Source organism: Serratia sp. LACPHL-BACT-2024-00286 (genome assembly GCF_043109535.1).
In the GTDB taxonomy this organism is placed as follows: Bacteria; Pseudomonadota; Gammaproteobacteria; order Enterobacterales; family Enterobacteriaceae; genus Serratia; species Serratia sarumanii.
Genome location: NZ_JBICNA010000006.1, coordinates 285,042 through 306,350, shown reverse-complemented (window position 1 = coordinate 306,350; position 21,309 = coordinate 285,042). Strand labels below are relative to the sequence as shown.

The following is a 21,309-nucleotide window of genomic DNA, read 5'->3' as shown; positions in this document are numbered from 1 at the left end:
AGATAGTGTGACTATACGGGCTGAGATTTAGCCTCTGAAATGACGAAAAGGAATGATTAGTTCCTTTATGGAATATAGGCCGCAACGCCAGAGGCAAACGGTGATAACTGCGGCGACGGTTTGCGCATTCGCGCGAAAATTAAGAGACGGGGAAATTGTGTAATGCCGCCCGGCGTCTCATACTGGGTGCCGAAGAAAAATGATCGGCAGCGCCGATAGCAAAGAAGGATTTTTCGGTATGTTTTCCCGTTTTTACCTGAAGACCAGCCTGCTGGCCCTCGCACTCGGCGGCGTCTTCAGCGTTTGTGCCGCACAGCCCGCAAAAGACGCGCCAATGGGCCGTTTCGCCGCCGAACAGACCCGCCACATCGCCACTTACTTCCCCGGCCGCATGGCGGGCAGCCCGGCCGAATTGCTCACCGCCGACTACCTGAAGCAGCAGTTCAGCAAGATGGGTTATCAAAGCGATATTCGCAGCGTCAACACGCGCTATCTCTACACCAGCAAAGACGGCAAGAAGAATTGGAACAACGTCACCGCCAGCTCGGTGATCGCCGCCCGCAACGGCGACAGCCCGAAACAAATAGTGATTGTCGCCCACTTCGACACCTACACGCCGCAGAGCGACGAAGACCTGGATAACAACCTCGGCGGCCTGACGCTGCAGGGCGTCGACGACAACGCCTCCGGCATCGGCGTGATGCTGGAACTGGCGGAGCGCCTGAAAAGCATCCCCACCGCCTACGGCCTGCGCTTCGTCGCCACCAGTGCCGAAGAGATCGGCTCGCTGGGCGCACAAAACTACCTGCAACGCATGAGCGCGGAAGAGAAAAGCAACACCGTGCTGGTGATCAACCTCGACAGCCTGATCACCGGCGATCGTCTGTACTTCAACGCCGGGCGCAACACGCCGCCGCAAATGGCGAAACGCTCCCGCGATCGCGCGCTGGATATCGCCCACCGCTACGGCATCGCCGCCGCCAGCAATCCGGGTAGCGCCCAGCATCCGAAGGGCACCGGCTGCTGCTCCGATCAAGAGGTGTTCGACGCCGCAGGCATCCCGGTGCTGTCGGTGGAGGCCACCAACTGGTCGCTGGGCGACAAGGACGGCTACCAGCAGCGCGCCGTCAGCCCGCACTTCCCGCAGGGCATCACCTGGCACCGCCCGCAGTATGACAACCTGCAGTATCTGGATCGCTATCTGCCGGGGCGGATCGACAAACGCAGCCGCGAAAGCGTGCAGATCCTGCTGCCGCTGATCAAAGAGCTGGCGCAGGCGCACCCGCCGAAAGCACAGAAGAAAAAGTAGTCCGCAAAAAAACAGGGCCCAGCACTGCTGAGCCCCGTCATGTTGATCGCGCCGTTTAGCCTTCGTGCAGGCCGCACTCGCGCTTCAGGCCGAAGAAACGCGTCTCTTCCTCGCTCATGCCCGGCTCCCACTTCTGGGTGGTGTGGGTATCGCCTACCGACAGGTAGCCCTGCTCCCACAGCGGGTGATAGCTCAGCCCATGTTCGGTCAGATACTGGTAAATCTTGCGGTTGTCCCAGTCGATGATCGGCAGGATCTTGAACACCCCGCGCTGCACCGCCAGCACCGGCAGATTGGCGCGGCTGCCGGACTGCTCGCGCCGCAGGCCGGCGAACCAACTCTGCGCCCCCAGCGTCTCCAGCGCGCGGTTCATCGGCTCGACCTTGTTGATCTGGTTGTACTTCTCAATCCCTTCCACGCCCTGCTCCCACAGTTTGCCGTAGCGCGCCTCTTGCCAGGCGGGAGACTGCTCGGCGCGGAACACCTGCAGATTCAGCTTCAGCTGGTCGGTCAGTTGATCGATAAAGCGGTAGGTTTCCGGGAACAGGTAACCGGTGTCGGTCAGGATCACCGGGATATCCGGCCGGATGCGCGTCACCAGGTGCAGGCATACCGCCGCCTGAATGCCGAAACTGGACGAGAGTACGAACTCGCCGGGCAGATGCTCCAGCGCCCATGCAACGCGCTGTTCGGCGCTGAGGGTCTCCAGTTGGCCGTTGACCACCGCCAATGCCAGCGCCTGCCCGGATTTGGGCAACGCGTTCAGCGCCGCCAGATCGAATTCAGCCATGTTGTCTCTCCTGCTACTTGAAATTACCTGTGCGGCCCCTCTGCCCCAGGGGCCGCCCGGCCTCACTCCCAGAAATCTCGCGCCGGATCCAGCACCGGTTTGACGATGCCCGCGCGGATGGTGAAGTCGCCGAAGCCTTCGCCGGCGTTGCGCTCCTTCGCCCAGCGCCCCATCAACAGGTCGATCTCGCTCAGGATCTCGTCTTCGTTGATGTTCTCGCGGTACATGCGCGGAATGCGCGTGCCTTCGCGGTTGCCGCCCAAATGCAGGTTATAGCGGCCGACCGCCTTGCCCACCAGCCCCAGCTCCGCCAGCAGCGCGCGGCCGCAGCCGTTTGGGCAGCCGGTGATGCGCAGCACGATATGCTCGTCGCCCACCCCGTGCCGATGCATGATCCCCTCCACCTTGGTGACGAACTGCGGCAGGAAGCGCTCGGCCTCCGCCATCGCCAACGGGCAGGTCGGGAACGATACGCAGGCCATCGAGTTCTTGCGTTGCTCGCTGATCTCGTCGTCGATCAGGCCATGATCGCGCGCCAGGGCTTCGATCTTCGCCTTCTCGCTTGCCGGCACGCCGGCGATGATCACGTTTTGGTTCGCCGTCAGGCGGAAGTCGCCTTTATGGATCTTGGCGATCTCCGCCATGCCGGTCTTCAGCGGGCGCCCCGGATAGTCCAGCAGGCGGCCGTTCTCGATAAACAGCGTCAGGTGCCATTGATCGTCGATGCCCTTCACCCAACCGATGCGATCGCCGCGGCCGGTGAATTCATACGGCCGGATCGGCGCGAAGGTGATACCGGCGCGCTTTTCCACTTCGGCGCGGAAAACGTCCACCCCGACGCGCTCCAGCGTGTATTTGGTTTTGGCGTTCTTGCGATCGGTGCGGTTGCCCCAGTCGCGCTGCGTAGTCACCACCGCTTCCGCCACCGCCAGCGTATGCTCGAGCGGAATGTAGCCGAATTCGCTGGCCTGGCGCGCGTAGGTCTTCTTGTTGCCGTGTTCGATGGACAGCCCGCCGCCCACCAGCAGGTTGAAGCCTACCAGCTTGCCGTTTTCGGCGATCGCCACGAAGTTCATGTCGTTGGCGTGCAGATCGACGTCGTTCTGCGGCGGGATCACCACCGTGGTTTTGAATTTGCGCGGCAGGTAGGTCGGCCCCAGAATCGGCTCTTCGTCGGTGGTGGCCACCTTCTCCTGATCCAGCCACACCTCAGCGTAGGCGCGGGTGCGCGGCAGCAGGTGTTCGGAGATCTTCTTCGCCCACTCGTAGGCTTCCTGATGCAGCTCGGACTCCACCGGGTTGGAGGTGCACAGCACGTTGCGGTTGACGTCGTTGGCGGTCGCCAACGCGTCCAGCCCCAGGCGGTTCAGCAGCTGGTGCACCGGTTTGACGTTGCCTTTCAGAATGCCGTGAAACTGGAACGTCTGGCGGTTGGTGATGCGAATGCTGCCGTACAGCGTGCTCTCCTGCGCGAACTTGTCGATGCCCAGCCACTGCTGCGGGCTGATGATGCCGCCCGGCAGGCGGCAGCGCAGCATCATGGCGTGGCGCGGTTCCAGCTTCTGCTCGGCGCGTTCGGCGCGAATATCGCGGTCATCCTGCTGATACATGCCGTGAAAACGGATCAACAGGAAGTTGTCGCCGTTGAAGCCGCCGGTCAGGCCGTCGTTCAAATCTTCGGCGATGGTGCCGCGCAGGAAGTTGCTCTCCTTCTTCATGCGCTCCGCATCGGCCAGTTTGCCTTCGACTACCAAAGGCCCGGGGTGTTTATCACTCATCAGTAAACATCTCGCTGATAACGGCGCTCAAGGCGCAGCTCACTTAAAAATTCATCCGCCTGCTCGGTATCCATGCCACCGTGCTCGGCCACCAGTTCCAGTAATGTGTTTTCCACGTCTTTCGCCATGCGATTGGCATCGCCGCAGACGTAAATGTGCGCGCCTTCCTGAATCCAGCGCCACACTTCCGCGCCCTGTTCGCGCAGTTTGTCTTGTACGTATATTTTATGTTGCTGGTCGCGGGACCAGGCCAGATCGATGCGGGTCAGCAGGCCGTCTTTCACGTAACGCTGCCATTCGACCTGATACAGGAAATCTTCGGTGAAGTGCGGGTTGCCGAAGAACAGCCAGTTTTTGCCGCCGGCGCCGTCGGCGTCGCGCTGCTGCATAAAGGCGCGGAACGGCGCGATGCCGGTGCCCGGGCCAATCATGATCACCGGCGTTTCCGGGTTGGCCGGCAGGCGGAAGTTGTCGTTGTGTTCGATAAACACCCGCACGTCGCCGTCTTCCTCCAGGCGATCCGCCAGGAAGCCGGAGGCGCCGCCGCTGCGGGCGCGCCCGTCGATGTCGTAACGCACCACGCCCACGGTGATGTGGACTTCGCTTTCGTTCTCCGCCTGCGAAGAGGCGATGGAGTACAGACGCGGCGTCAGCGGGCGCAGCAGGCCGACCAGCTGTTCGGCGCTCAGATCCGCCGGCGCCTGACGCACCATGTCGACGATCGGCGTGTTGTGCGCGTACTGCTGCAGCGCGGCTTTATCCGCCAACAGGCCGATCAGCGTTTCGTCGCGCGACAGCGCGGCGTATTTATCGACGATCGGCGTGGTGTTCTGCGTCAGCTCGAAATGGCTGCGCAGCGCCTGCGCCAGCGGCAGGGTTTGCCCTTCCACCTCGACCGGCTCGTCGCCTTTCAGCCACAGCAGCTGCACCAGTTCGTCCACCAGCGCTGGATCGTTGTCGAACCATACGCCGAGCGCATCGCCCGGCTGATAGCGCAGGCCGGAGTCGCCCAGATCGATTTCGATATGGCGCACGTCTTTATCCGACGCGCGGCCGGTAATTTTCTGATTGACCGCAAGCTGGGCGGTAAGCGGTTGTTCCTTGCTGTACGGGCTGCTGTCGATCAGATCGACCGCGCCGCTGGCCAACACGCCCGGTGCGGCGCTTTCCGCCGGCGCGCGCGCCTTCAGCACCGACACCACCTGTTTGCGCCAGGCGGCGGCCAGTTCCTGGTACTCCACGTCGGCGTCCACGCGCTCCACCAGGCGCTCGGCGCCCAGCTCGGCCAGCTTGCCGTCGAAATCCTTACCAGACTGGCAGAAATTCTCATAAGAGGTGTCGCCCAGCCCGAACACCGCAAAAGCGGTGTCATTCAGCTTCGGCGCCTTCTTCGAGAACAGGAATTTATGCAGCGCCACCGCTTCTTCCGCCGGCTCGCCTTCCCCCTGCGTAGAGGCGACGATCACCAGCAGGCGCTCTTGAGCTATCTGCTTGAACTTGTAGTCGCCGGCGCTGATCAGCGTGGCGCTCAGATTGGCGGCCAGCAGATCGTCGCGCAGCTGCTCCGCCAGGCGGCGCGCATTGCCGGTCTGCGAAGCGGAAATGATGGTGATGCCGGCGGCAGCCGCAGGGGCGACAGGCGCAATGGCCACGGCTCCGGGCTGTTGATTGACCATGCCCCAAAAATAGCCGGACAGCCACGCCAGCTGCGTCGGCGAATAGTCGCCGATCGTCGCCTGCAGGCGCGCCAGCTGTTCGGGCGTCAGCGGGAGCAAAGATGTTGGAGGAGCCTGAGTCGTCATTGCTGTACTTATTTCCTATACTTAGCGCCTTTCCTGCCAGGCGCGCGCCAGTGTCAGTCGCTGTCTCTTCGCTGCGTCGGGTGTGCGGAAAAGATCAGGAGAGTTTGTAAGGTTACCGAGCAGAATAGCAACGATTAAATAAGGGATAGCAATAAATCATAACCAAAATGACTAAGCTGTTTTTCCGGTAAGGGATAACGCTTAAACCGTTAAACAAAGTTTTTTATCCAGATGAAATTAAAGCGCTTTTTTTCATCGTTTTTTCACCGTTCAACATTTCGGCTCATTACCCCAGCCGATAGGTGCCGCAAACACCAAACAAAAAAAGTGTTAACCGGATGCGTTTGCCGTGGCGGTAGACCATAACGGTATAAATGGCAAGCAGACGCGCTTTCCGGTACTATGCGGCGGTTTTTGAGTCAATGAGGCCGTAATAATGGCAACCACGCTGTTTAAAGATTTTCAGTTTGAAGCCGCACACCGTTTGCCCCACGTGCCGGAGGGCCATAAGTGCGGCCGTCTGCATGGGCATTCGTTTATGGTGCGTCTGGAAGTGACCGGTGAAGTGGATCCCCACACCGGTTGGGTGATGGATTTCGCCGAGCTCAAGGCTGTGTTTTCCCCGATCTGGGAGCGGCTGGATCACCATTATCTGAACGATATTCCAGGATTGGAAAATCCCACCAGCGAAGTGCTCGCCGCCTGGATTTGGCAGCAGCTCAAGCCCCAGTTGCCGGAACTGACTGCGGTGATGGTGAAAGAGACCTGTACTGCGGGATGCGTATATAAAGGTTAAAAGAAAGGGCGCCCAAGGGCGCCCTGATTTTAGGCGATGTTCAGATACTTGTGGGTCTGCATCGACAGCCGCCAGTTGCGCGCGATACAGGTTTCGATGCACAGGCGGGTCGCCTCTTCTTTCTGGCTGATCGGCTGCAGCGCGATAATGCGCGCCTTGTCGTCCTGCAGCGTCGCCAACAGCGCGTCCAGCGCCTCGATGTCGCGCTCGCGCGCCACCGGATGCTTCACCTCGTCGGCGCGCCGCAGCGCCTGATCCAGCACCTTCATGCCGCCGCGCATATTCACCTTCGGCGAAACCGTCACCCAGGTGTTGGCGGAACAGCGCACCTCGTGGGTGCCGCTGGTCTCAATCTGGCAGCCATAACCATGCTGTTCGAACAGCTCGGTCAGCGGCGCCAGATCGTAGATGCAGGGTTCGCCGCCGGTGATCACCACATGGCGCGCGGTGTAGCCTTGTTGACGCATCACCGCCAACAGCTGCTCGGCGCCGGCATTGCCCCAGGCGTCGCTCTCTTCTGTTTTGACCAGGATCCGTTGCAGGTCGACTTCCCGATTGGCTTCCTTTTCCCAGGTATGTTTGGTATCGCACCAACTGCACCCTACCGGGCAGCCCTGCAAGCGGATAAAAATGGCCGGCACGCCGGTGAAAAAGCCTTCGCCCTGCAAGGTTTGGAACATCTCATTGATCGGGTACTGCATCGGTTTCTCAATCTGGAAAAGTAAAAAGCGATTATCGCAGATTCCGGCCCGGCGACCAAACGGCCAACATTGTATTAAATTTTATTCTCAGCGCCGCCGCCAGCATATCTCACCACCCACGGCGTTCATTTAATTTGTGAGTCGGGCTTTGGCCTTTCATTCACGGTGTAACCTGCTTCGCAAAAACAACATTTATTTAACGCATAAGATAAATATATTTGACATAAAGCGCCGACGCGCAGATGTATATACAAGCAAACACAAGCCGAGCGTCAGTTTCGGCCACGTTCCATCCATCACGACTACATCTGCGTTTAGAGGGTGCCATGACTCATTCCACCAGCGAGTTGAACATTCAGCAGGCCATCGACGACAGCAAGTTTTCGCTGTTTCACTGGACCCTGATCATTCTCGGATTCCTGATCCTCGCCATCGACGGTTTCGATACCGCCGCCATGGGCTATATCGCCCCCTCGGTCGCCAAAGACTGGGGCATCGTCAAACAGGATCTGGGGCCGGTGCTGAGCGCCGCGCTGCTGGGGCTGTCGCTCGGCGCGCTGATCGCCGGGCCAATCTCCGACCGCATCGGCCGCAAACGCGTGCTGGTGTTTTCCTGCCTGTTCTTCGGCCTGTCGAGCCTGGCCACTGCCTACGCCGGCTCGCTCAACAGCCTGACGCTGTGGCGCTTTCTCACCGGCCTCGGGCTGGGAGCGGCGATGCCCAACGCCATCACGCTGATCTCCGAATACGCGCCGCAGCGCTGCCGTTCACTGGCGATCAATACCATGTACTGCGGCTTTCCGCTGGGCGCGGCCGGCGGCGGTGCCATTTCATCGTGGCTGATCCCGAGCTACGGCTGGCACAGCGTGCTGTTGCTCGGCGCCATTGCGCCGCTGGCGTTGACGGTTTTGCTGATCCTGCTGCTGCCGGAATCGGTCAAATACATGGTCAACCGCGGGCAGGATGCGGCGAAGATCAAGCGCATCGCACAGCGCTTCGTCAGCCAGAGCCTCGACGGCGTAACGCGTTTTTACCTGTATGAAGAAAAGCTGACGCAGGCCAAGACCAGCGTCGGCCTGCTGTTCAGCCGCCCTTACCTGCTCGGCACGCTGATGCTGTGGGTGACCTACTTCATGGGGCTGGTGATCTACTACGTGTTGCTGAGCTGGATGCCAATCCTGATGCAGGGGCTGGGCTATCAGTTGGAACAGTCGGCGATGCTCACCTCGCTGTTCACCTTCGGCGGCACGCTCGGCATCCTGGTAGCTGGCTGGCTGATGGATCGCTGGAATGCGCACAAGGTCGTCTCTAGCGGCTTTGTCGTCACCGCCCTGCTGATCGTGGCGATGGCGACCGAAGACAAGCAGATCGTATTGCTGGGCGCCTTCATCTTCCTGATGGGCGTCACCATGAACGGCGCGCAGTCCGGGCTGCAAACGCTGGCGGCCACCTTCTACCCCACCCACAGCCGCGCCACCGGCATCGCCTGGATGCAGGGCATCGGCCGCTTCGGCGGCGTCGCCGGCACCATGATGGGCGCCCAACTGCTGGCGATGCAGTGGGAAGTGCAGAGCATCCTGATGTTCCTGTGCGTGCCGGCGCTGATCGCCGCCATCGCCACGGTATGCAAAATGAGCCGCAAACCGACGCTGCAACCGGCGGCCTGACCCTGGCAAGCCCGCCACCGACGGCGGGCTTTTTCCCTGCGGCGATAGGGTTTGTTTATCCCCTGGCCGCAACTGTAATCAGTCTGTAAAAATATTGTGACTAGCCGCCCAAAAATGAGTCATTTTTAATTCATTTTTGCCGAACAGCTCACTTTTCTCCGGCTTTCCATACATGAAGCCGGCGATAAAAAATCGCATATCAAACTGATATAAAAAGAAAATAAATTTTTCTTATGCCACTTTTAAGCGGCAACTGGTCAGTGTTGCATATGCTTGTACATACAAGTATATGTTAATAAACCCTACGCATTGTTATGCCGTGGTACTCATCCCCCACCGCGGCATGGAATCTGCACCGATACTGTTTGAGGAAACTGCTGTGACTACAAATAACAAAGTTCGCAATGTCGATGTACGCGCGCCACGCGGCACACAATTAAACGCAAAAAGCTGGCTGACCGAAGCGCCGTTACGCATGCTGATGAACAACCTCGATCCTGAAGTTGCGGAGAACCCACACGAGCTGGTGGTGTACGGCGGCATCGGCCGCGCCGCGCGCGACTGGGATTGCTACGACAAGATCGTCGAAACGCTGAAAACGCTGGAGGAAGACGAAACCCTGCTGGTGCAGTCCGGCAAGCCGGTCGGCGTCTTCAAAACCCACAGCAACGCGCCGCGCGTGCTGATCGCCAACTCCAACCTGGTGCCGCACTGGGCGACCTGGGAACACTTCAACGAACTGGACGCCAAAGGCCTGGCCATGTACGGCCAGATGACCGCCGGCAGCTGGATCTACATCGGCAGCCAGGGCATCGTTCAGGGCACCTATGAGACCTTCGTCGAAGCGGGCCGCCAGCATTACGACGGCAGCCTGCAGGGCCGCTGGGTGCTGACCGCCGGCTTGGGCGGCATGGGCGGCGCGCAGCCGCTGGCCGCGACGCTGGCGGGCGCCTGCTCGCTGAACATCGAATGCCAGCAGAGCCGCATCGATTTCCGCCTGAAAACCCGCTACGTCGATGAGCAGGCTAAAGATTTGGACGACGCGCTGGCACGCATCAAAAAATACACCTCGGAAGGCAAAGCCATCTCCATCGCCCTGTGCGGCAACGCGGCGGAAATCCTGCCTGAGCTGGTTCGCCGCGGCGTGCGCCCGGACATGGTCACCGATCAGACCAGCGCCCACGATCCGCTGAACGGCTACCTGCCGAAGGGCTGGAGCTGGGAAGAGTATCGCCAGCGCGCCCAGACCGAGCCGGCCAAAGTGGTCGCCGCCGCCAAGCAGTCGATGGCCGATCACGTCAAAGCCATGCTGGCCTTCCAGCAGATGGGCGTGCCGACCTTCGACTACGGCAACAACATTCGCCAGATGGCGAAAGAAACCGGTGTCGACAACGCCTTCGACTTCCCGGGCTTCGTGCCGGCCTACATCCGTCCGCTGTTCTGCCGCGGCATCGGGCCATTCCGCTGGGCGGCGCTGTCCGGCGATCCGCAGGACATCTACAAAACCGACGCCATGGTGAAAGAGCTGATCCCGGATGACGAACACCTGCACCGCTGGCTGGACATGGCGCGCGAGCGCATCAGCTTCCAGGGCCTGCCGGCGCGCATCTGCTGGGTTGGCCTCGGCCAGCGCGCCAAGCTGGGCCTGGCGTTCAACGAAATGGTGCGCCGGGGCGAACTGTCCGCCCCCATCGTCATCGGTCGCGATCACCTGGATTCCGGCTCCGTTTCCAGCCCGAACCGTGAAACCGAAGCGATGAAAGACGGTTCCGATGCGGTTTCCGACTGGCCGTTGCTCAACGCCCTGCTGAACACCGCCAGCGGCGCCACCTGGGTTTCCCTGCACCACGGCGGCGGCGTCGGCATGGGCTTCTCCCAACACTCCGGCATGGTGATCGTCTGCGACGGCACCGACGAAGCCGCCGAGCGCATCGCCCGCGTCCTGCACAATGACCCGGCTACCGGGGTCATGCGTCACGCCGACGCCGGTTACGATATCGCTATCGACTGCGCCCGTGAGCAAGGCCTGAACCTGCCGATGGTTGCCGCGACCCAAGGAGAAAAAGCATGAAAGCGCTGACTATTCGCCCGGGCAAACTGACGCTGGCCCAGCTACGCGACGTCAATCAACACCCGGTGACGCTGACGCTGGACGACAACGCCTACGCGCCAATCCAGCAGAGCGTGGCCTGCGTGGAACGCATCGTTGAAGAAAACCGCACCACTTACGGCATCAATACCGGGTTTGGCCTACTGGCTTCGACGCGCATCGCCCGCGACGATCTGGAAAACCTGCAGCGTTCGATCGTGCTGTCGCACGCCGCCGGCGTGGGCGAGCCGACCGACGATAACCTGGTGCGCCTGATCATGGTGCTGAAGATCAACAGCCTGTCGCGCGGCTTCTCCGGCATTCGTCTGGAAGTCATCCAGGCGCTGATCGCGCTGGTCAACGCCGAAGTTTATCCGCATATTCCGCTGAAGGGCTCGGTCGGCGCCTCCGGCGACCTGGCGCCGCTGGCGCACATGAGCCTGGTGCTGCTGGGCGAAGGCCAGGCGCGCCATCAGGGCCAATGGCTGCCGGCGACCGAAGCGCTGGCCAAGGCCGGCCTGAAACCGCTGACGCTGGCGGCGAAAGAGGGCCTGGCGCTGCTGAACGGCACCCAGGTCTCCGCCGCCTTCGCGCTGCGCGGCCTGTTCGATGCCGAAGACCTGTTCGCCGCCGCGACCGTGGCGGGCAGCCTGACGGTGGAAGCGGCGCTGGGCTCTCGCAGCCCGTTCGATGCGCGCATCCACGAGGTGCGCGGCCAGCGCGGCCAGATCGACGCCGCCCTCGCCTACCGCCACCTGCTCGGCGCGCGCAGCGAAGTCTCCGACTCGCATCGCAACTGCGAAAAAGTGCAGGATCCTTACTCCCTGCGCTGCCAGCCGCAGGTGATGGGCGCCTGCCTGACGCAGATCCGCCAGGCCGCCGAGGTGCTGGAAATTGAAGCCAACGCCGTCTCGGATAACCCGCTGGTGTTCGCCGAACAGGGCGACGTGCTGTCCGGCGGCAACTTCCACGCCGAGCCGGTGGCGATGGCCGCCGATAACCTGGCGCTGGCGTTCGCCGAAATCGGTTCGCTGTCAGAACGTCGCATCTCGCTGATGATGGACAAGCACATGTCGCAACTGCCACCGTTCCTGGTGGAAAACGGCGGCGTGAACTCCGGCTTCATGATCGCCCAGGTGACCGCCGCGGCGCTGGCCAGCGAAAACAAAGCGCTGGCGCATCCGTCGAGCGTCGACAGCATCCCGACCTCCGCCAACCAGGAAGACCACGTTTCCATGGCGCCGGCCGCCGGTCGCCGCCTGTGGAGCATGGCGGACAACGTGCGCGGCATTCTGGCGGTCGAATGGCTGGCCGCCTGCCAGGGCCTGGATTTCCGCAACGGCCTGAAGACCTCGGAAGGTCTGGAGCAGGCGCGCCGTCTGCTGCGCGAGCATGTCAGTTTCTACGACAAGGATCGTTTCTTCGCCCCCGACATTGAAGCCGCCAGCCAACTCTTGGCGGCCGGTCACCTGACATCGCTGCTGCCTGCGGCGCTGCTGCCTAGCCAGGCATAATCATCACACACTGAATCACGCAGTTTGTTCTGCCCCGCCGGGTGCGTTCCACCCGGCGCGGGCAGCGCGTGCCTGTTCGGCAAACACTTAACGGGAAGCAACATGCGTAACGAAACAACACAACTCAGACGCGGACTAAACGCGCGGCACATCCGTTTCATGGCTCTCGGCTCGGCGATCGGCACCGGCCTGTTCTACGGCTCCGCCGGCGCCATCCAGCTGGCCGGCCCGGCCGTGCTGCTGGCCTACCTGGTGGGGGGCGCAGCGGTGTTCATGGTGATGCGCGCGCTGGGTGAAATGGCGGTGCACCAGCCGGTTTCCGGCTCGTTCGGCCACTACGCCAACCACTATCTCGGCCCGCTGGCCGGGTTCCTCACCGGTTGGACCTACACCTTCGAAATGGTGATCGTCGCCCTGGCAGACGTCACCGCCTTCGGCATTTATATGGGGCTGTGGTTCCCGGACGTCGCCCAGTGGGTCTGGGTGCTCAGCATCATTCTGTTTATCGGCGCGCTCAATTTGTGCAGCGTCAAGGTGTTCGGTGAGCTGGAGTTCTGGCTGTCGCTGGTCAAGGTCGCCGCCATCGTGGCGATGATCGTCGGCGGCGCGGCGGTGATGCTGTTCGGCTTCGGCCAAGCCCAGCACGCTACCGGTATCAGTAACCTGTGGCAGCACGGCGGCTTTATGCCTAACGGCATGGGCGGCGTGGTCGCGTCATTGGCGGTGGTGATGTTCGCCTTCGGCGGCATCGAGATCATCGGCATTACCGCCAGCGAGGCGAAAGACCCCGCCAAAGTGCTGCCGAAGGCGATCAACGCCGTGCCGGTGCGGATCCTGCTGTTTTACGTGCTGACGCTGACGGTGCTGATGGCGATCTACCCGTGGAACAGCATCGGCCAGAACGGCAGCCCATTCGTTGAGATCTTCAGCAACCTCGGCATCAGCTCCGCCGCCAACGTGCTGAACGTGGTGGTGATCACCGCCGCCATCTCGGCCATCAACAGCGACATCTTCGGCGCCGGCCGCATGATGTACGGCATGGCGCAGGACGGCCAGGCGCCGCGCAGCTTCACCAAACTGACCGCCAGCGGCGTGCCGTGGATGACGGTGCTGGTGATGTCGGTCGCCCTGCTGCTGGCGGTGGTGCTCAACTACCTGATCCCGGAGAAAGTCTTCATGATCATCGCCTCGATCGCCACCTTCGCCACCGTCTGGGTGTGGCTGATGATCCTGCTGTCGCAGATCGTCATGCGCCGCACGCTGTCGCCGGAAGAAACTCGTCAGTTGAGCTTCCCGGTGCCGTGGTGGCCGGTGGCGCCGGCATTGGCGACCGCCTTTATGGCATTCGTCATCGGCCTGCTCGGCTACTTCGAAGAGAGCCGCATCGCCCTGTACGTCGGGCTGGTGTGGATCGCTTTACTCACCGTGGCTTACTGGCTGTGGGTGCGCAAGAAAGGCGGGGGTTCGCCGGTGACCGCGGCAACGCAGCAGATGTAACGCTCGCTTCTGATAAAACCCGCTGCGGCGGGTTTTTTAATGCGCCTGCGCCAATGCTTGCAGGACATCCGCCTGCAAGTCATCAAACGCCTCCAGCCCGGCGGACAACCGCACCAATCCCTCGCTGATATGATGGCGCCACCGCTCTTCGGGGCTGTAGGCCGAGTGCGTCATGCTGGCCGGGTGTTGCACCAGGCTTTCGCAATCGCCCAGGCTGACCGCGCGCAAGATGAGCTGCAGCACATTGAGGAAGCGAATGCCTGCACTCATGCCGCCCCGCAGTTCAAACGCCAGCATGCCGCCGGGGCGCGCCATTTGCCGCTGCGCCAACGCATGCTGCGGGAAGTTCGCCAGGCCGGGATAATACACCCGCTCGACCGCAGGATGCTCCGCCAACATCTCCGCCAGACGCTGCGCGTTATCGCAATGACGATCCATGCGCAGCGGCAAGGTTTTCAAACCGCGCAGTACCAGCGCAGCATCCTGCGCCGACAGCACTGCCCCGTTCATGTCCTTCAGCCCCTCAAGCCGGATCGTCTGCGCCAGCGCCTCGCTCGTCACCGCCAGCCCGGCCAGCAGATCGCCGTGGCCGCCGAGGTACTTGGTGGCCGAGTGCACCACGATGTCGGCGCCCAGCGTCAGCGGCCGCTGCAGGTACGGCGTACAGTAGGTGTTGTCCACCAGCAGCAACGCCTGATGCCGGTGTGCAATCTCCGCCACTGCGGCGATATCGATCAGTCGCATGTTGGGGTTGGCCGGGGTTTCGCAATACACCAGCCGGGTGCGCCTACCGATCGCGGCGGCCAGCCGCTCCGGCCGGGTCAGATCAACATGGGTTATCTTGACGCCAAAGCGCGCCAGACCGTGATGAAAATAGCTGAAGGTGCACCCATACACCGTTTCATCGACGATCAGCTCATCGCCCGGGCTGAGCAACGTCCAGCAACAGGCGGTGATCGCCCCCATGCCGGAAGAGAACGCCACCGCCGCTTCCCCCTCTTCGAGGTTGGCGATGCGCTGCTCCAGCAGATTCAGCGTCGGGTTGGCGATACGTGAATAGAAATACCCCGGTTCGGTGCCGGCAAAGCAAGCGCCGCCATATTCCGCCGTGGGAAAGGTAAAAGTGGAGCTCATAAACACCGGCGGGCTCAGCGCCCCCTGATGCTGCTGAGGATCGTAGCCATAATGAATAGCGCGGGTAGCGAAGGCATGGTCAAGTTTGCCGGACATAACGACTCCTTATCTGAGTGAACGAAGCCGATTCAATTATTCATCGGAAGCATCCGGCGGCAACGCGCCATCCCGTGTACGCCGCCCGATAATTTGCAGAGTGCGCAGCAGCAGCATGACGCCCAGCAGGGTGTCCGGCTGCTTCAGCAAGGCGTAAGCCGCACGAAAATTGGCGGGCGGCGGGTTCAATTGCAGCTCGCTGTGCGCCATCTTCAACGCAGTCCCTCCCTCCCAACCGACCGTAACCAGCCCTTCGAATACGCCGGCCAGTTTTTCCACCAGCGCGTTGTCGGCGATATCCACTACGTCCGACAGCAACGATAGCAGATCGACCACGTTGTCCAGCCGCCCGCCGGCCAGCAGCGGCCGCAGTTTTTCCAGCAAGCCCGCCAGCGATTGGAGTTCATCACCATGCACCGTGCTTTCCGTCATATCAGCCCCCTTACCGTGGCCCAATACAGACCGCGGTTAAAACCGTTTCGCAGCATGCCGCCCACCTTGGTGGCCGGGGTCGGCAGCACGTCGTGACGGTAGTCGTACACCAGCGGCATGCCGGCATTCAGCCCCATTTGCGCGACCGCCTGCACCTTGCCGTCGTAATGGCTGACCGTTTGCCCCAGCCGTATTTCCGCCACGATGTTGTCGGCGATCACCGGCGCCTGATTGTGGCAAGAACCGCCTGCCTTGCTGACCGGCAGATCCACGGTATCGCCTATCACGTATACGCCCTGCTGGCCGTACACCTGCAGCGTTTGGTGATCGGTCGGCAACCACCCCTCGCCGTTTTGAATATCGCTCAGGCCGGTGTTGCGCACCGCTTCCACCGCCCGGATCGGCGGCGTGGCCATCAGGATGTCAAACGGCTGTTCCTCCCCCTCGGCGGAATAGGCGATGTTGCGCTGTGCGTCCACCCGGCTGAGGGTAAAACCGCGCTGGTGACGGATATCGCGCGCGGCAAAAATGGCGGGCAGCGCTTCGCCGGTCGGGCGCTGCAAAAACAGGCAGTTGCGCAGCAATTGGGAAATAGTCGGATAGGTATAAACGATCTCCACCGCCTTACGCACGCCGCGCCGCCGCAGGTAGTCATCCAGCATCAAGGTGGTTTCGATCGGCGCGATGCCGCACTGGTGGGGCACGTTGGGGGTTTCAGGGAAGGAAACGGTGATGAAGATACGCCCTTTCTCGATAGTCGCCAGTTTTTGCGCCAACCGCCTGGCGGCCTGATACTGGTAAAAATGATCGCCCGCCTGCGCCAGCCCTTCGATACGCTCCGGCCAGGGGACGCAGCCGGTAGCAAAGACCAGGAAGTCATAGGAATAAATTTTACCGCTTTGCGTGGCTATATTTCGCTGTGTTAAATCGAAAGATTCCGCTTTATCAACAATGAATTGTATTTCAGGGCGCAATAAACTCCGCTGTGAGCGCGTGAGTTCCTGTTTGAAAAAAGTATTGAACGCCACATACATAAACGCCGGTTTGTAATAATGCAGCGGTGAATCCGATATCATTAATAACTCGACTTTATTATTAATAATTTCTCGGTGCAATTTTTCGGCCAATACATTGGCCAGGATGGTGCCGCCGGTTCCGCCGCCGACAATGACGATTCGCTGTCGCATCAAGCCCTCGCTCAACCGGCCAGCAAGCCGGCAGTATTAAGGCATAGTGAGGATGAAGATCTACGGCAGAACGGCGAGAAATAAACTGCCTCATTGGCAGTCTAGTAACGAATAATTATAAAGCAAATAAAAATGGAATATAAAATAAACACAGTCACTATCTTTAATAAAATTATCGGGTTAAATAGGACCACGTTTTCAATAAAAAACTTATTATTAGACTGACATTCATCACGAATTTAAAACATAAAAAAACCCGCCGCGGCGGGTTTTTATTTAGCAACCGAATCGGTCGAACTTACTGGCCTTTAACTTCTTTCAGGCCGTTGAACGGCGCACGGTCACCCAGCGCTTCTTCGATACGGATCAGTTGGTTGTACTTGGCAACGCGGTCAGAACGGCTCATGGAACCGGTTTTGATCTGGCCAGCCGCAGTCCCTACCGCCAGGTCGGCGATGGTCGCGTCTTCGGTTTCACCGGAACGGTGAGAGATCACCGCGGTGTAGCCGGCGTCTTTCGCCATCTTGATAGCAGCCAGAGTTTCGGTCAGAGAACCGATCTGGTTGAATTTGATCAGGATGGAGTTAGCGATGCCTTTCTCGATGCCTTCTTTCAGGATCTTGGTGTTGGTAACGAACAGATCGTCGCCCACCAGCTGGATTTTGTCGCCCAGAACTTTGGTCTGGTAAGCGAAGCCCGCCCAGTCGGATTCATCCAGGCCGTCTTCGATAGACACGATTGGGTACTGTTTGGTCAGATCTTCCAGGAAGTGAGTGAACTCTTCGGAAGTGAAGGCTTTGTTGCCTTCGCCGGCCAGCACGTATTTACCGTCTTTGTAGAATTCGGAAGCCGCGCAGTCCATCGCCAGAGTGACGTCTTTGCCCAGCTCGTAGCCCGCCGCTTTTACCGCTTCAGCGATAACCGCCAGCGCTTCGGCGTTGGAACCCAGGTTTGGTGCGTAGCCGCCTTCGTCGCCCACGGCGGTGTTCATGCCTTTGGCTTTCAGAACTTTCGCCAGGTGGTGGAACACTTCAGAACCGATGCGCACCGCTTCTTTCAGGGTTTTCGCGCCAACCGGCTGAATCATGAATTCCTGAATGTCGACGTTGTTGTCAGCGTGCTCGCCGCCGTTGATGATGTTCATCATCGGCAGTGGCATGGAGAATTTGCCTGGGGTGCCGTTCAGTTCAGCGATGTGCTCGTACAGCGGCATACCTTTAGAGGCTGCAGCCGCTTTCGCTGCTGCCAGGGAAACCGCCAGAATGGCGTTGGCGCCGAAGTTGGATTTGTTTTCGGTGCCGTCCAGCTCGATCATGATCTTGTCGATGTTCGCCTGGTCTTTGGCATCTTTACCCAGTACTGCCTGAGCAATCGGACCGTTTACTGCAGCAACGGCTTTCAGTACGCCTTTACCCAGGAAACGAGACTTGTCACCGTCACGCAGTTCCAGCGCTTCGCGGGAACCGGTAGAAGCACCTGACGGCGCAGCAGCCAAGCCGACGAAACCGCCTTCCAGATGAACTTCGGCTTCAACAGTCGGGTTACCGCGGGAGTCGATGATTTCACGACCGATGACTTTAACGATTTTGGACATTAGGTTTTCCTCAGTACAAGTTAAACTAAAACTCCAGACAAACAGCGCGCGGTTCTCACCGCGCGCCGCCTACCAAATATTTTATTTCACCTGGCGCTTCTGATGCTCGCCTGCGGCTTTCACGAAGCCGGCGAACAGCGGATGCCCATCACGCGGCGTAGACGTAAATTCCGGGTGGAACTGACAGGCTACAAACCACGGGTGATTCGGCAGTTCAATGATCTCGACCAGCTTGTTGTCGGCGGAACGACCGGCGACACGCAGCCCTGCGGCTTCGATCTGCTTCAACAGCATGTTGTTAACTTCGTAACGGTGACGGTGACGCTCGACAATGGTCGGTTCGCCATACAGCTGACGCACCAGGCTGTTGTCGATCAGGTTGCACTGTTGGCCACCTACGCGCATCGTGCCGCCCAAATCGCTTTCTTCGCTGCGCACTTCGACGTTGCCGTCTTCGTCGCGCCATTCGGTGATCAACGCCACCACCGGGTACTTACAGTCTGGCATAAACTCGGTGGAGTTGGCGTTTTCCATGCCCGCCACGTTGCGAGCGAACTCCATCAACGCCACCTGCATGCCCAGGCAAATGCCCAGGTAAGGAATGTTGTTCTCGCGCGCATAGCGTGCGGTCATCACTTTGCCTTCCACGCCGCGGTAACCGAAGCCGCCCGGGATCAGGATCGCGTCCAGCCCTTTCAGCACTTCCACGCCGCGGGTTTCCACGTCCTGCGAGTCGATCAGCTTGATGTTCACGGTCAGACGGTTTTTCAGCCCGCCGTGCTTCAGCGCTTCGATCACCGACTTGTAGGCGTCCGGCAGCTCAACGTATTTGCCGACCATGCCGATGGTCACTTCGCCGCCCGGATTGGCTTCTTCGTAGATCACCTGTTCCCATTCGGCCAGGTTGGCTTCCGGTGCGTTCAAGCTGAATCGTTTACAAATATAATCGTCCAGCCCCTGAGATTTCAATAGGCCTGGGATTTTATAAATAGAATCAACGTCTTTCAGAGAGATAACCGCTTTTTCCGGCACGTTGCAGAAAAGCGCGATTTTAGCGCGTTCGTTAGCAGGAACTGCGCGATCGGAACGGCAAATCAGCACATCAGGCTGAATACCGATGGAAAGCAGCTCTTTTACGGAATGCTGGGTCGGCTTGGTTTTCACTTCGCCGGCCGCCGCCATGTACGGCACCAGCGTCAGGTGCATATACAGAGTGTGCTCGCGGCCCACTTCCACCGCCATCTGACGGATAGCTTCGAGGAACGGCAGCGATTCGATATCGCCGACGGTGCCGCCGATTTCCACCAGCACCACATCGTGGCCTTCGCCACCTTCGATGATGCGCTCTTTGATCGCGTTGGTGATGTGCGGAATGACCTGCACGGTCGCACCCAGATAGTCGCCGCGGCGTTCTTTACGCAGCACGTCGGAGTAGATGCGGCCGGTGGTGAAGTTGTTGCGACGCGACATTTTGGTGCGGATGAAGCGCTCGTAGTGACCCAAATCCAGATCGGTTTCTGCGCCGTCTTCGGTGACGAAAACTTCCCCATGCTGAATCGGGCTCATGGTGCCCGGATCCACGTTGATGTACGGGTCCAGTTTCATGATGGTAACGTTGAGGCCACGGGCTTCAAGAATAGCCGCCAGAGAGGCTGCGGCAATGCCTTTACCCAGAGAGGATACGACCCCGCCGGTCACAAAAATATAATTAGTTGTCATGCTGAACCTGAGAGTTTAGGTTTAAAGACGATGGAAGAACCAGGACGGGAAAGTAGTATACCCGAACCTCTCCTGACCTACAAACGATCGTTTTGCTGTCCATCATCTCGGCCGCCCTCCCGTGTTCATCAGGGTTTACTCCGCCGGCGCCGCATAAACCCTCCAGGTAAAACAAAGAGTTAGCAGAGAAAATTTCTTTTTACCGCCCCTCAGGAGCGATAAAACGCCTTAGATTTCAGTTTGTTGCCCTTTTGCTGCCGCCGGCAGCCATGCGCCTCTAACCTGACCGAAAGCTTAACCGTTTCAGCTCAAGCGAACCTTGTCGGCGATCAACATTGTCGCGGCGATTCAGCTTTCCTGACGTTTCACCTGCTGCCAGGCCTCTTCCATCTGCTCCAGCGTGGCGTCTTCAAGCCGCAGCCCGCTTTGCTGGACAATCTCTTCCACCTGGCGGAAGCGGCGCTCGAACTTGCGGTTCGCCGCCTGCAGCGCGTTCTCGGCCTTGTGGCCTAAATGGCGCGAGAGGTTCACCGTGGCGAACAGCAGATCGCCGATCTCCTCTTCCAGCTTGCTCTCGTCGACCACCGCCTGGCGGGCTTCGTGCATCACTTCGTCGATCTCTTCGTACACTTTGTCCAGCACCGGGCCCAGGGTATTCCAGTCGAAGCCGACCGAGGCACAGCGTTTCTGGATCTTGTGCGCTTTCATCAACGCCGGCAGCGCCTGCGGAATATCGTCCAGCACCGAGTGCAGCGCTTTTTCGGCGCGCTCACCGGCCTTCAGCTGCTCCCAGCGCGCCGCCACGGCTTCGCTGTCTCCGCCCTCGGCGTCGCCGAAGATGTGCGGGTGACGGCGCTCCAGCTTGTCGCTGATGGCGGTGCACACCTCATCGAAATCGAACAGCCCCTGCTCCTGCCCCATTTGCGCGTAAAACACCACCTGAAACAGCAAGTCGCCCAGCTCGTCGCGCAGATCGGCATAGTCCTGCCGCTCGATGGCGTCCAGCACTTCGTAAGTCTCTTCCAGCGTATAAGGCGCAATGGTGGCGAAGGTTTGCTTGCGGTCCCACGAGCAACCGATCTGCGGGTCGCGCAGCGTTTTCATGATGTTCAGCAGACGCTGCAGCGGAGTGGATTGGGTCATAAAAAATCTCTGAGAAAGCATGGGGGCGCAGGGGAGCGCCCGCCGAATTCATGGATTTCGG

The 21,309-nt window shown here is 60.1% G+C and carries 16 protein-coding genes; 6 read left to right on the top strand and 10 right to left on the bottom strand.

The window, feature by feature from the left end:
• The first annotated feature begins 238 nt into the window (after positions 1–238).
• Positions 239–1,309 carry an aminopeptidase gene (locus ACF8MC_RS19415; protein WP_033649282.1) on the top strand — a complete coding sequence of 357 codons (1,071 nt, stop codon included), beginning with the start codon at positions 239–241 and terminating at the stop codon, positions 1,307–1,309.
• 55 nt (positions 1,310–1,364) lie between these two features.
• Here ACF8MC_RS19415 and ACF8MC_RS19410 read toward each other — a convergent pair whose 3' ends face one another.
• The 3 genes from ACF8MC_RS19410 to cysJ all read right to left on the bottom strand — a co-directional run bounded on the left by ACF8MC_RS19410 (position 1,365) and on the right by cysJ (position 5,679).
• Positions 1,365–2,099: a phosphoadenylyl-sulfate reductase gene (locus tag ACF8MC_RS19410; protein ID WP_016929052.1), complete on the bottom strand. Its 735-nt coding sequence runs from the start codon at positions 2,097–2,099 to the stop codon at positions 1,365–1,367.
• 62 nt (positions 2,100–2,161) lie between these two features.
• Positions 2,162–3,877 carry an assimilatory sulfite reductase (NADPH) hemoprotein subunit gene (gene cysI / locus ACF8MC_RS19405; RefSeq protein WP_164105370.1) on the bottom strand — a complete coding sequence of 572 codons (1,716 nt, stop codon included), beginning with the start codon at positions 3,875–3,877 and terminating at the stop codon, positions 2,162–2,164.
• Entirely contained in the window at positions 3,877–5,679 is a 1,803-nt protein-coding gene (gene cysJ, locus ACF8MC_RS19400; RefSeq protein ID WP_033649245.1) for an NADPH-dependent assimilatory sulfite reductase flavoprotein subunit, read from the bottom strand. Before cysJ ends, cysI begins: the two co-directional genes overlap by 1 nt.
• A 436-nt stretch (positions 5,680–6,115) precedes the next feature.
• On the opposite strand from cysJ, the gene queD reads away from it, so the two are divergent.
• Positions 6,116–6,475, top strand: coding sequence for a 6-carboxytetrahydropterin synthase QueD (gene queD / locus ACF8MC_RS19395; protein WP_004932638.1), 360 nt, complete (start codon positions 6,116–6,118; stop codon positions 6,473–6,475).
• Positions 6,476–6,504: 29 nt separating this feature from the next.
• Here the strand turns inward: queD and queE are convergent, their stop codons facing one another.
• Positions 6,505–7,176 (bottom strand): 7-carboxy-7-deazaguanine synthase QueE, encoded by a 672-nt coding sequence (queE, locus tag ACF8MC_RS19390; protein WP_074026011.1) that lies wholly within the window; start codon positions 7,174–7,176, stop codon positions 6,505–6,507.
• A gap of 326 nt (positions 7,177–7,502) precedes the next feature.
• On the opposite strand from queE, the gene ACF8MC_RS19385 reads away from it, so the two are divergent.
• From ACF8MC_RS19385 to ACF8MC_RS19370, 4 genes are all read left to right on the top strand, one after another.
• The gene (locus ACF8MC_RS19385) at positions 7,503–8,843 is read left to right on the top strand and encodes an aromatic acid/H+ symport family MFS transporter (RefSeq protein ID WP_164105372.1); all 1,341 of its coding nucleotides are present in this window, start codon (positions 7,503–7,505) and stop codon (positions 8,841–8,843) included.
• 379 nt (positions 8,844–9,222) lie between these two features.
• Positions 9,223–10,914 carry a urocanate hydratase gene (gene hutU / locus ACF8MC_RS19380; protein ID WP_025159649.1) on the top strand — a complete coding sequence of 564 codons (1,692 nt, stop codon included), beginning with the start codon at positions 9,223–9,225 and terminating at the stop codon, positions 10,912–10,914.
• On the top strand, positions 10,911–12,446 hold the full coding sequence (hutH, locus tag ACF8MC_RS19375) for a histidine ammonia-lyase (RefSeq protein WP_164105374.1): 1,536 nt from the start codon (positions 10,911–10,913) through the stop codon (positions 12,444–12,446). The genes hutU and hutH overlap by 4 nt, the downstream gene beginning before the upstream one ends.
• Before the next feature lie 102 nt (positions 12,447–12,548).
• Positions 12,549–13,943, top strand: a complete 1,395-nt coding sequence (locus ACF8MC_RS19370) for an amino acid permease (protein WP_033649240.1) — start codon at positions 12,549–12,551, stop codon at positions 13,941–13,943.
• A gap of 36 nt (positions 13,944–13,979) precedes the next feature.
• On the opposite strand, the gene ACF8MC_RS19365 is transcribed toward ACF8MC_RS19370, so the two are convergent.
• The 6 genes from ACF8MC_RS19365 to mazG form a co-directional block, all read right to left on the bottom strand.
• Positions 13,980–15,173 carry a methionine gamma-lyase gene (locus tag ACF8MC_RS19365; RefSeq protein ID WP_164105376.1) on the bottom strand — a complete coding sequence of 398 codons (1,194 nt, stop codon included), beginning with the start codon at positions 15,171–15,173 and terminating at the stop codon, positions 13,980–13,982.
• A gap of 36 nt (positions 15,174–15,209) precedes the next feature.
• The gene (locus ACF8MC_RS19360) at positions 15,210–15,605 is read right to left on the bottom strand and encodes a hypothetical protein (RefSeq protein ID WP_077791442.1); all 396 of its coding nucleotides are present in this window, start codon (positions 15,603–15,605) and stop codon (positions 15,210–15,212) included.
• Positions 15,602–16,792 carry an NAD(P)/FAD-dependent oxidoreductase gene (locus tag ACF8MC_RS19355; RefSeq protein WP_039568868.1) on the bottom strand — a complete coding sequence of 397 codons (1,191 nt, stop codon included), beginning with the start codon at positions 16,790–16,792 and terminating at the stop codon, positions 15,602–15,604. Before ACF8MC_RS19355 ends, ACF8MC_RS19360 begins: the two co-directional genes overlap by 4 nt.
• Before the next feature lie 298 nt (positions 16,793–17,090).
• Positions 17,091–18,386 (bottom strand): phosphopyruvate hydratase, encoded by a 1,296-nt coding sequence (eno, locus tag ACF8MC_RS19350; protein WP_033637140.1) that lies wholly within the window; start codon positions 18,384–18,386, stop codon positions 17,091–17,093.
• An 81-nt stretch (positions 18,387–18,467) separates the two neighbouring features.
• Entirely contained in the window at positions 18,468–20,105 is a 1,638-nt protein-coding gene (gene pyrG, locus ACF8MC_RS19345; RefSeq protein ID WP_033637139.1) for a glutamine hydrolyzing CTP synthase, read from the bottom strand.
• 348 nt (positions 20,106–20,453) lie between these two features.
• Positions 20,454–21,248 (bottom strand): nucleoside triphosphate pyrophosphohydrolase, encoded by a 795-nt coding sequence (gene mazG, locus ACF8MC_RS19340; protein WP_033649234.1) that lies wholly within the window; start codon positions 21,246–21,248, stop codon positions 20,454–20,456.
• Positions 21,249–21,309: the final 61 nt, after the last annotated feature.

What these genes read in the sequence shown, in the direction of transcription:
- ACF8MC_RS19415 (WP_033649282.1), top strand. Translation starts at nt 239, where the DNA reads ATGTTTTCCCGTTTTTACCTGAAGACCAGCCTGCTGGCCCTCGCACTC.
- ACF8MC_RS19410 (WP_016929052.1), bottom strand. Translation starts at nt 2,099, where the DNA reads ATGGCTGAATTCGATCTGGCGGCGCTGAACGCGTTGCCCAAATCCGGG.
- cysI (WP_164105370.1), bottom strand. Translation starts at nt 3,877, where the DNA reads ATGAGTGATAAACACCCCGGGCCTTTGGTAGTCGAAGGCAAACTGGCC.
- cysJ (WP_033649245.1), bottom strand. Translation starts at nt 5,679, where the DNA reads ATGACGACTCAGGCTCCTCCAACATCTTTGCTCCCGCTGACGCCCGAA.
- queD (WP_004932638.1), top strand. Translation starts at nt 6,116, where the DNA reads ATGGCAACCACGCTGTTTAAAGATTTTCAGTTTGAAGCCGCACACCGT.
- queE (WP_074026011.1), bottom strand. Translation starts at nt 7,176, where the DNA reads ATGCAGTACCCGATCAATGAGATGTTCCAAACCTTGCAGGGCGAAGGC.
- ACF8MC_RS19385 (WP_164105372.1), top strand. Translation starts at nt 7,503, where the DNA reads ATGACTCATTCCACCAGCGAGTTGAACATTCAGCAGGCCATCGACGAC.
- hutH (WP_164105374.1), top strand. Translation starts at nt 10,911, where the DNA reads ATGAAAGCGCTGACTATTCGCCCGGGCAAACTGACGCTGGCCCAGCTA.
- ACF8MC_RS19370 (WP_033649240.1), top strand. Translation starts at nt 12,549, where the DNA reads ATGCGTAACGAAACAACACAACTCAGACGCGGACTAAACGCGCGGCAC.
- ACF8MC_RS19365 (WP_164105376.1), bottom strand. Translation starts at nt 15,173, where the DNA reads ATGTCCGGCAAACTTGACCATGCCTTCGCTACCCGCGCTATTCATTAT.
- ACF8MC_RS19360 (WP_077791442.1), bottom strand. Translation starts at nt 15,605, where the DNA reads ATGACGGAAAGCACGGTGCATGGTGATGAACTCCAATCGCTGGCGGGC.
- ACF8MC_RS19355 (WP_039568868.1), bottom strand. Translation starts at nt 16,792, where the DNA reads ATGCGACAGCGAATCGTCATTGTCGGCGGCGGAACCGGCGGCACCATC.
- eno (WP_033637140.1), bottom strand. Translation starts at nt 18,386, where the DNA reads ATGTCCAAAATCGTTAAAGTCATCGGTCGTGAAATCATCGACTCCCGC.
- pyrG (WP_033637139.1), bottom strand. Translation starts at nt 20,105, where the DNA reads ATGACAACTAATTATATTTTTGTGACCGGCGGGGTCGTATCCTCTCTG.
- mazG (WP_033649234.1), bottom strand. Translation starts at nt 21,248, where the DNA reads ATGACCCAATCCACTCCGCTGCAGCGTCTGCTGAACATCATGAAAACG.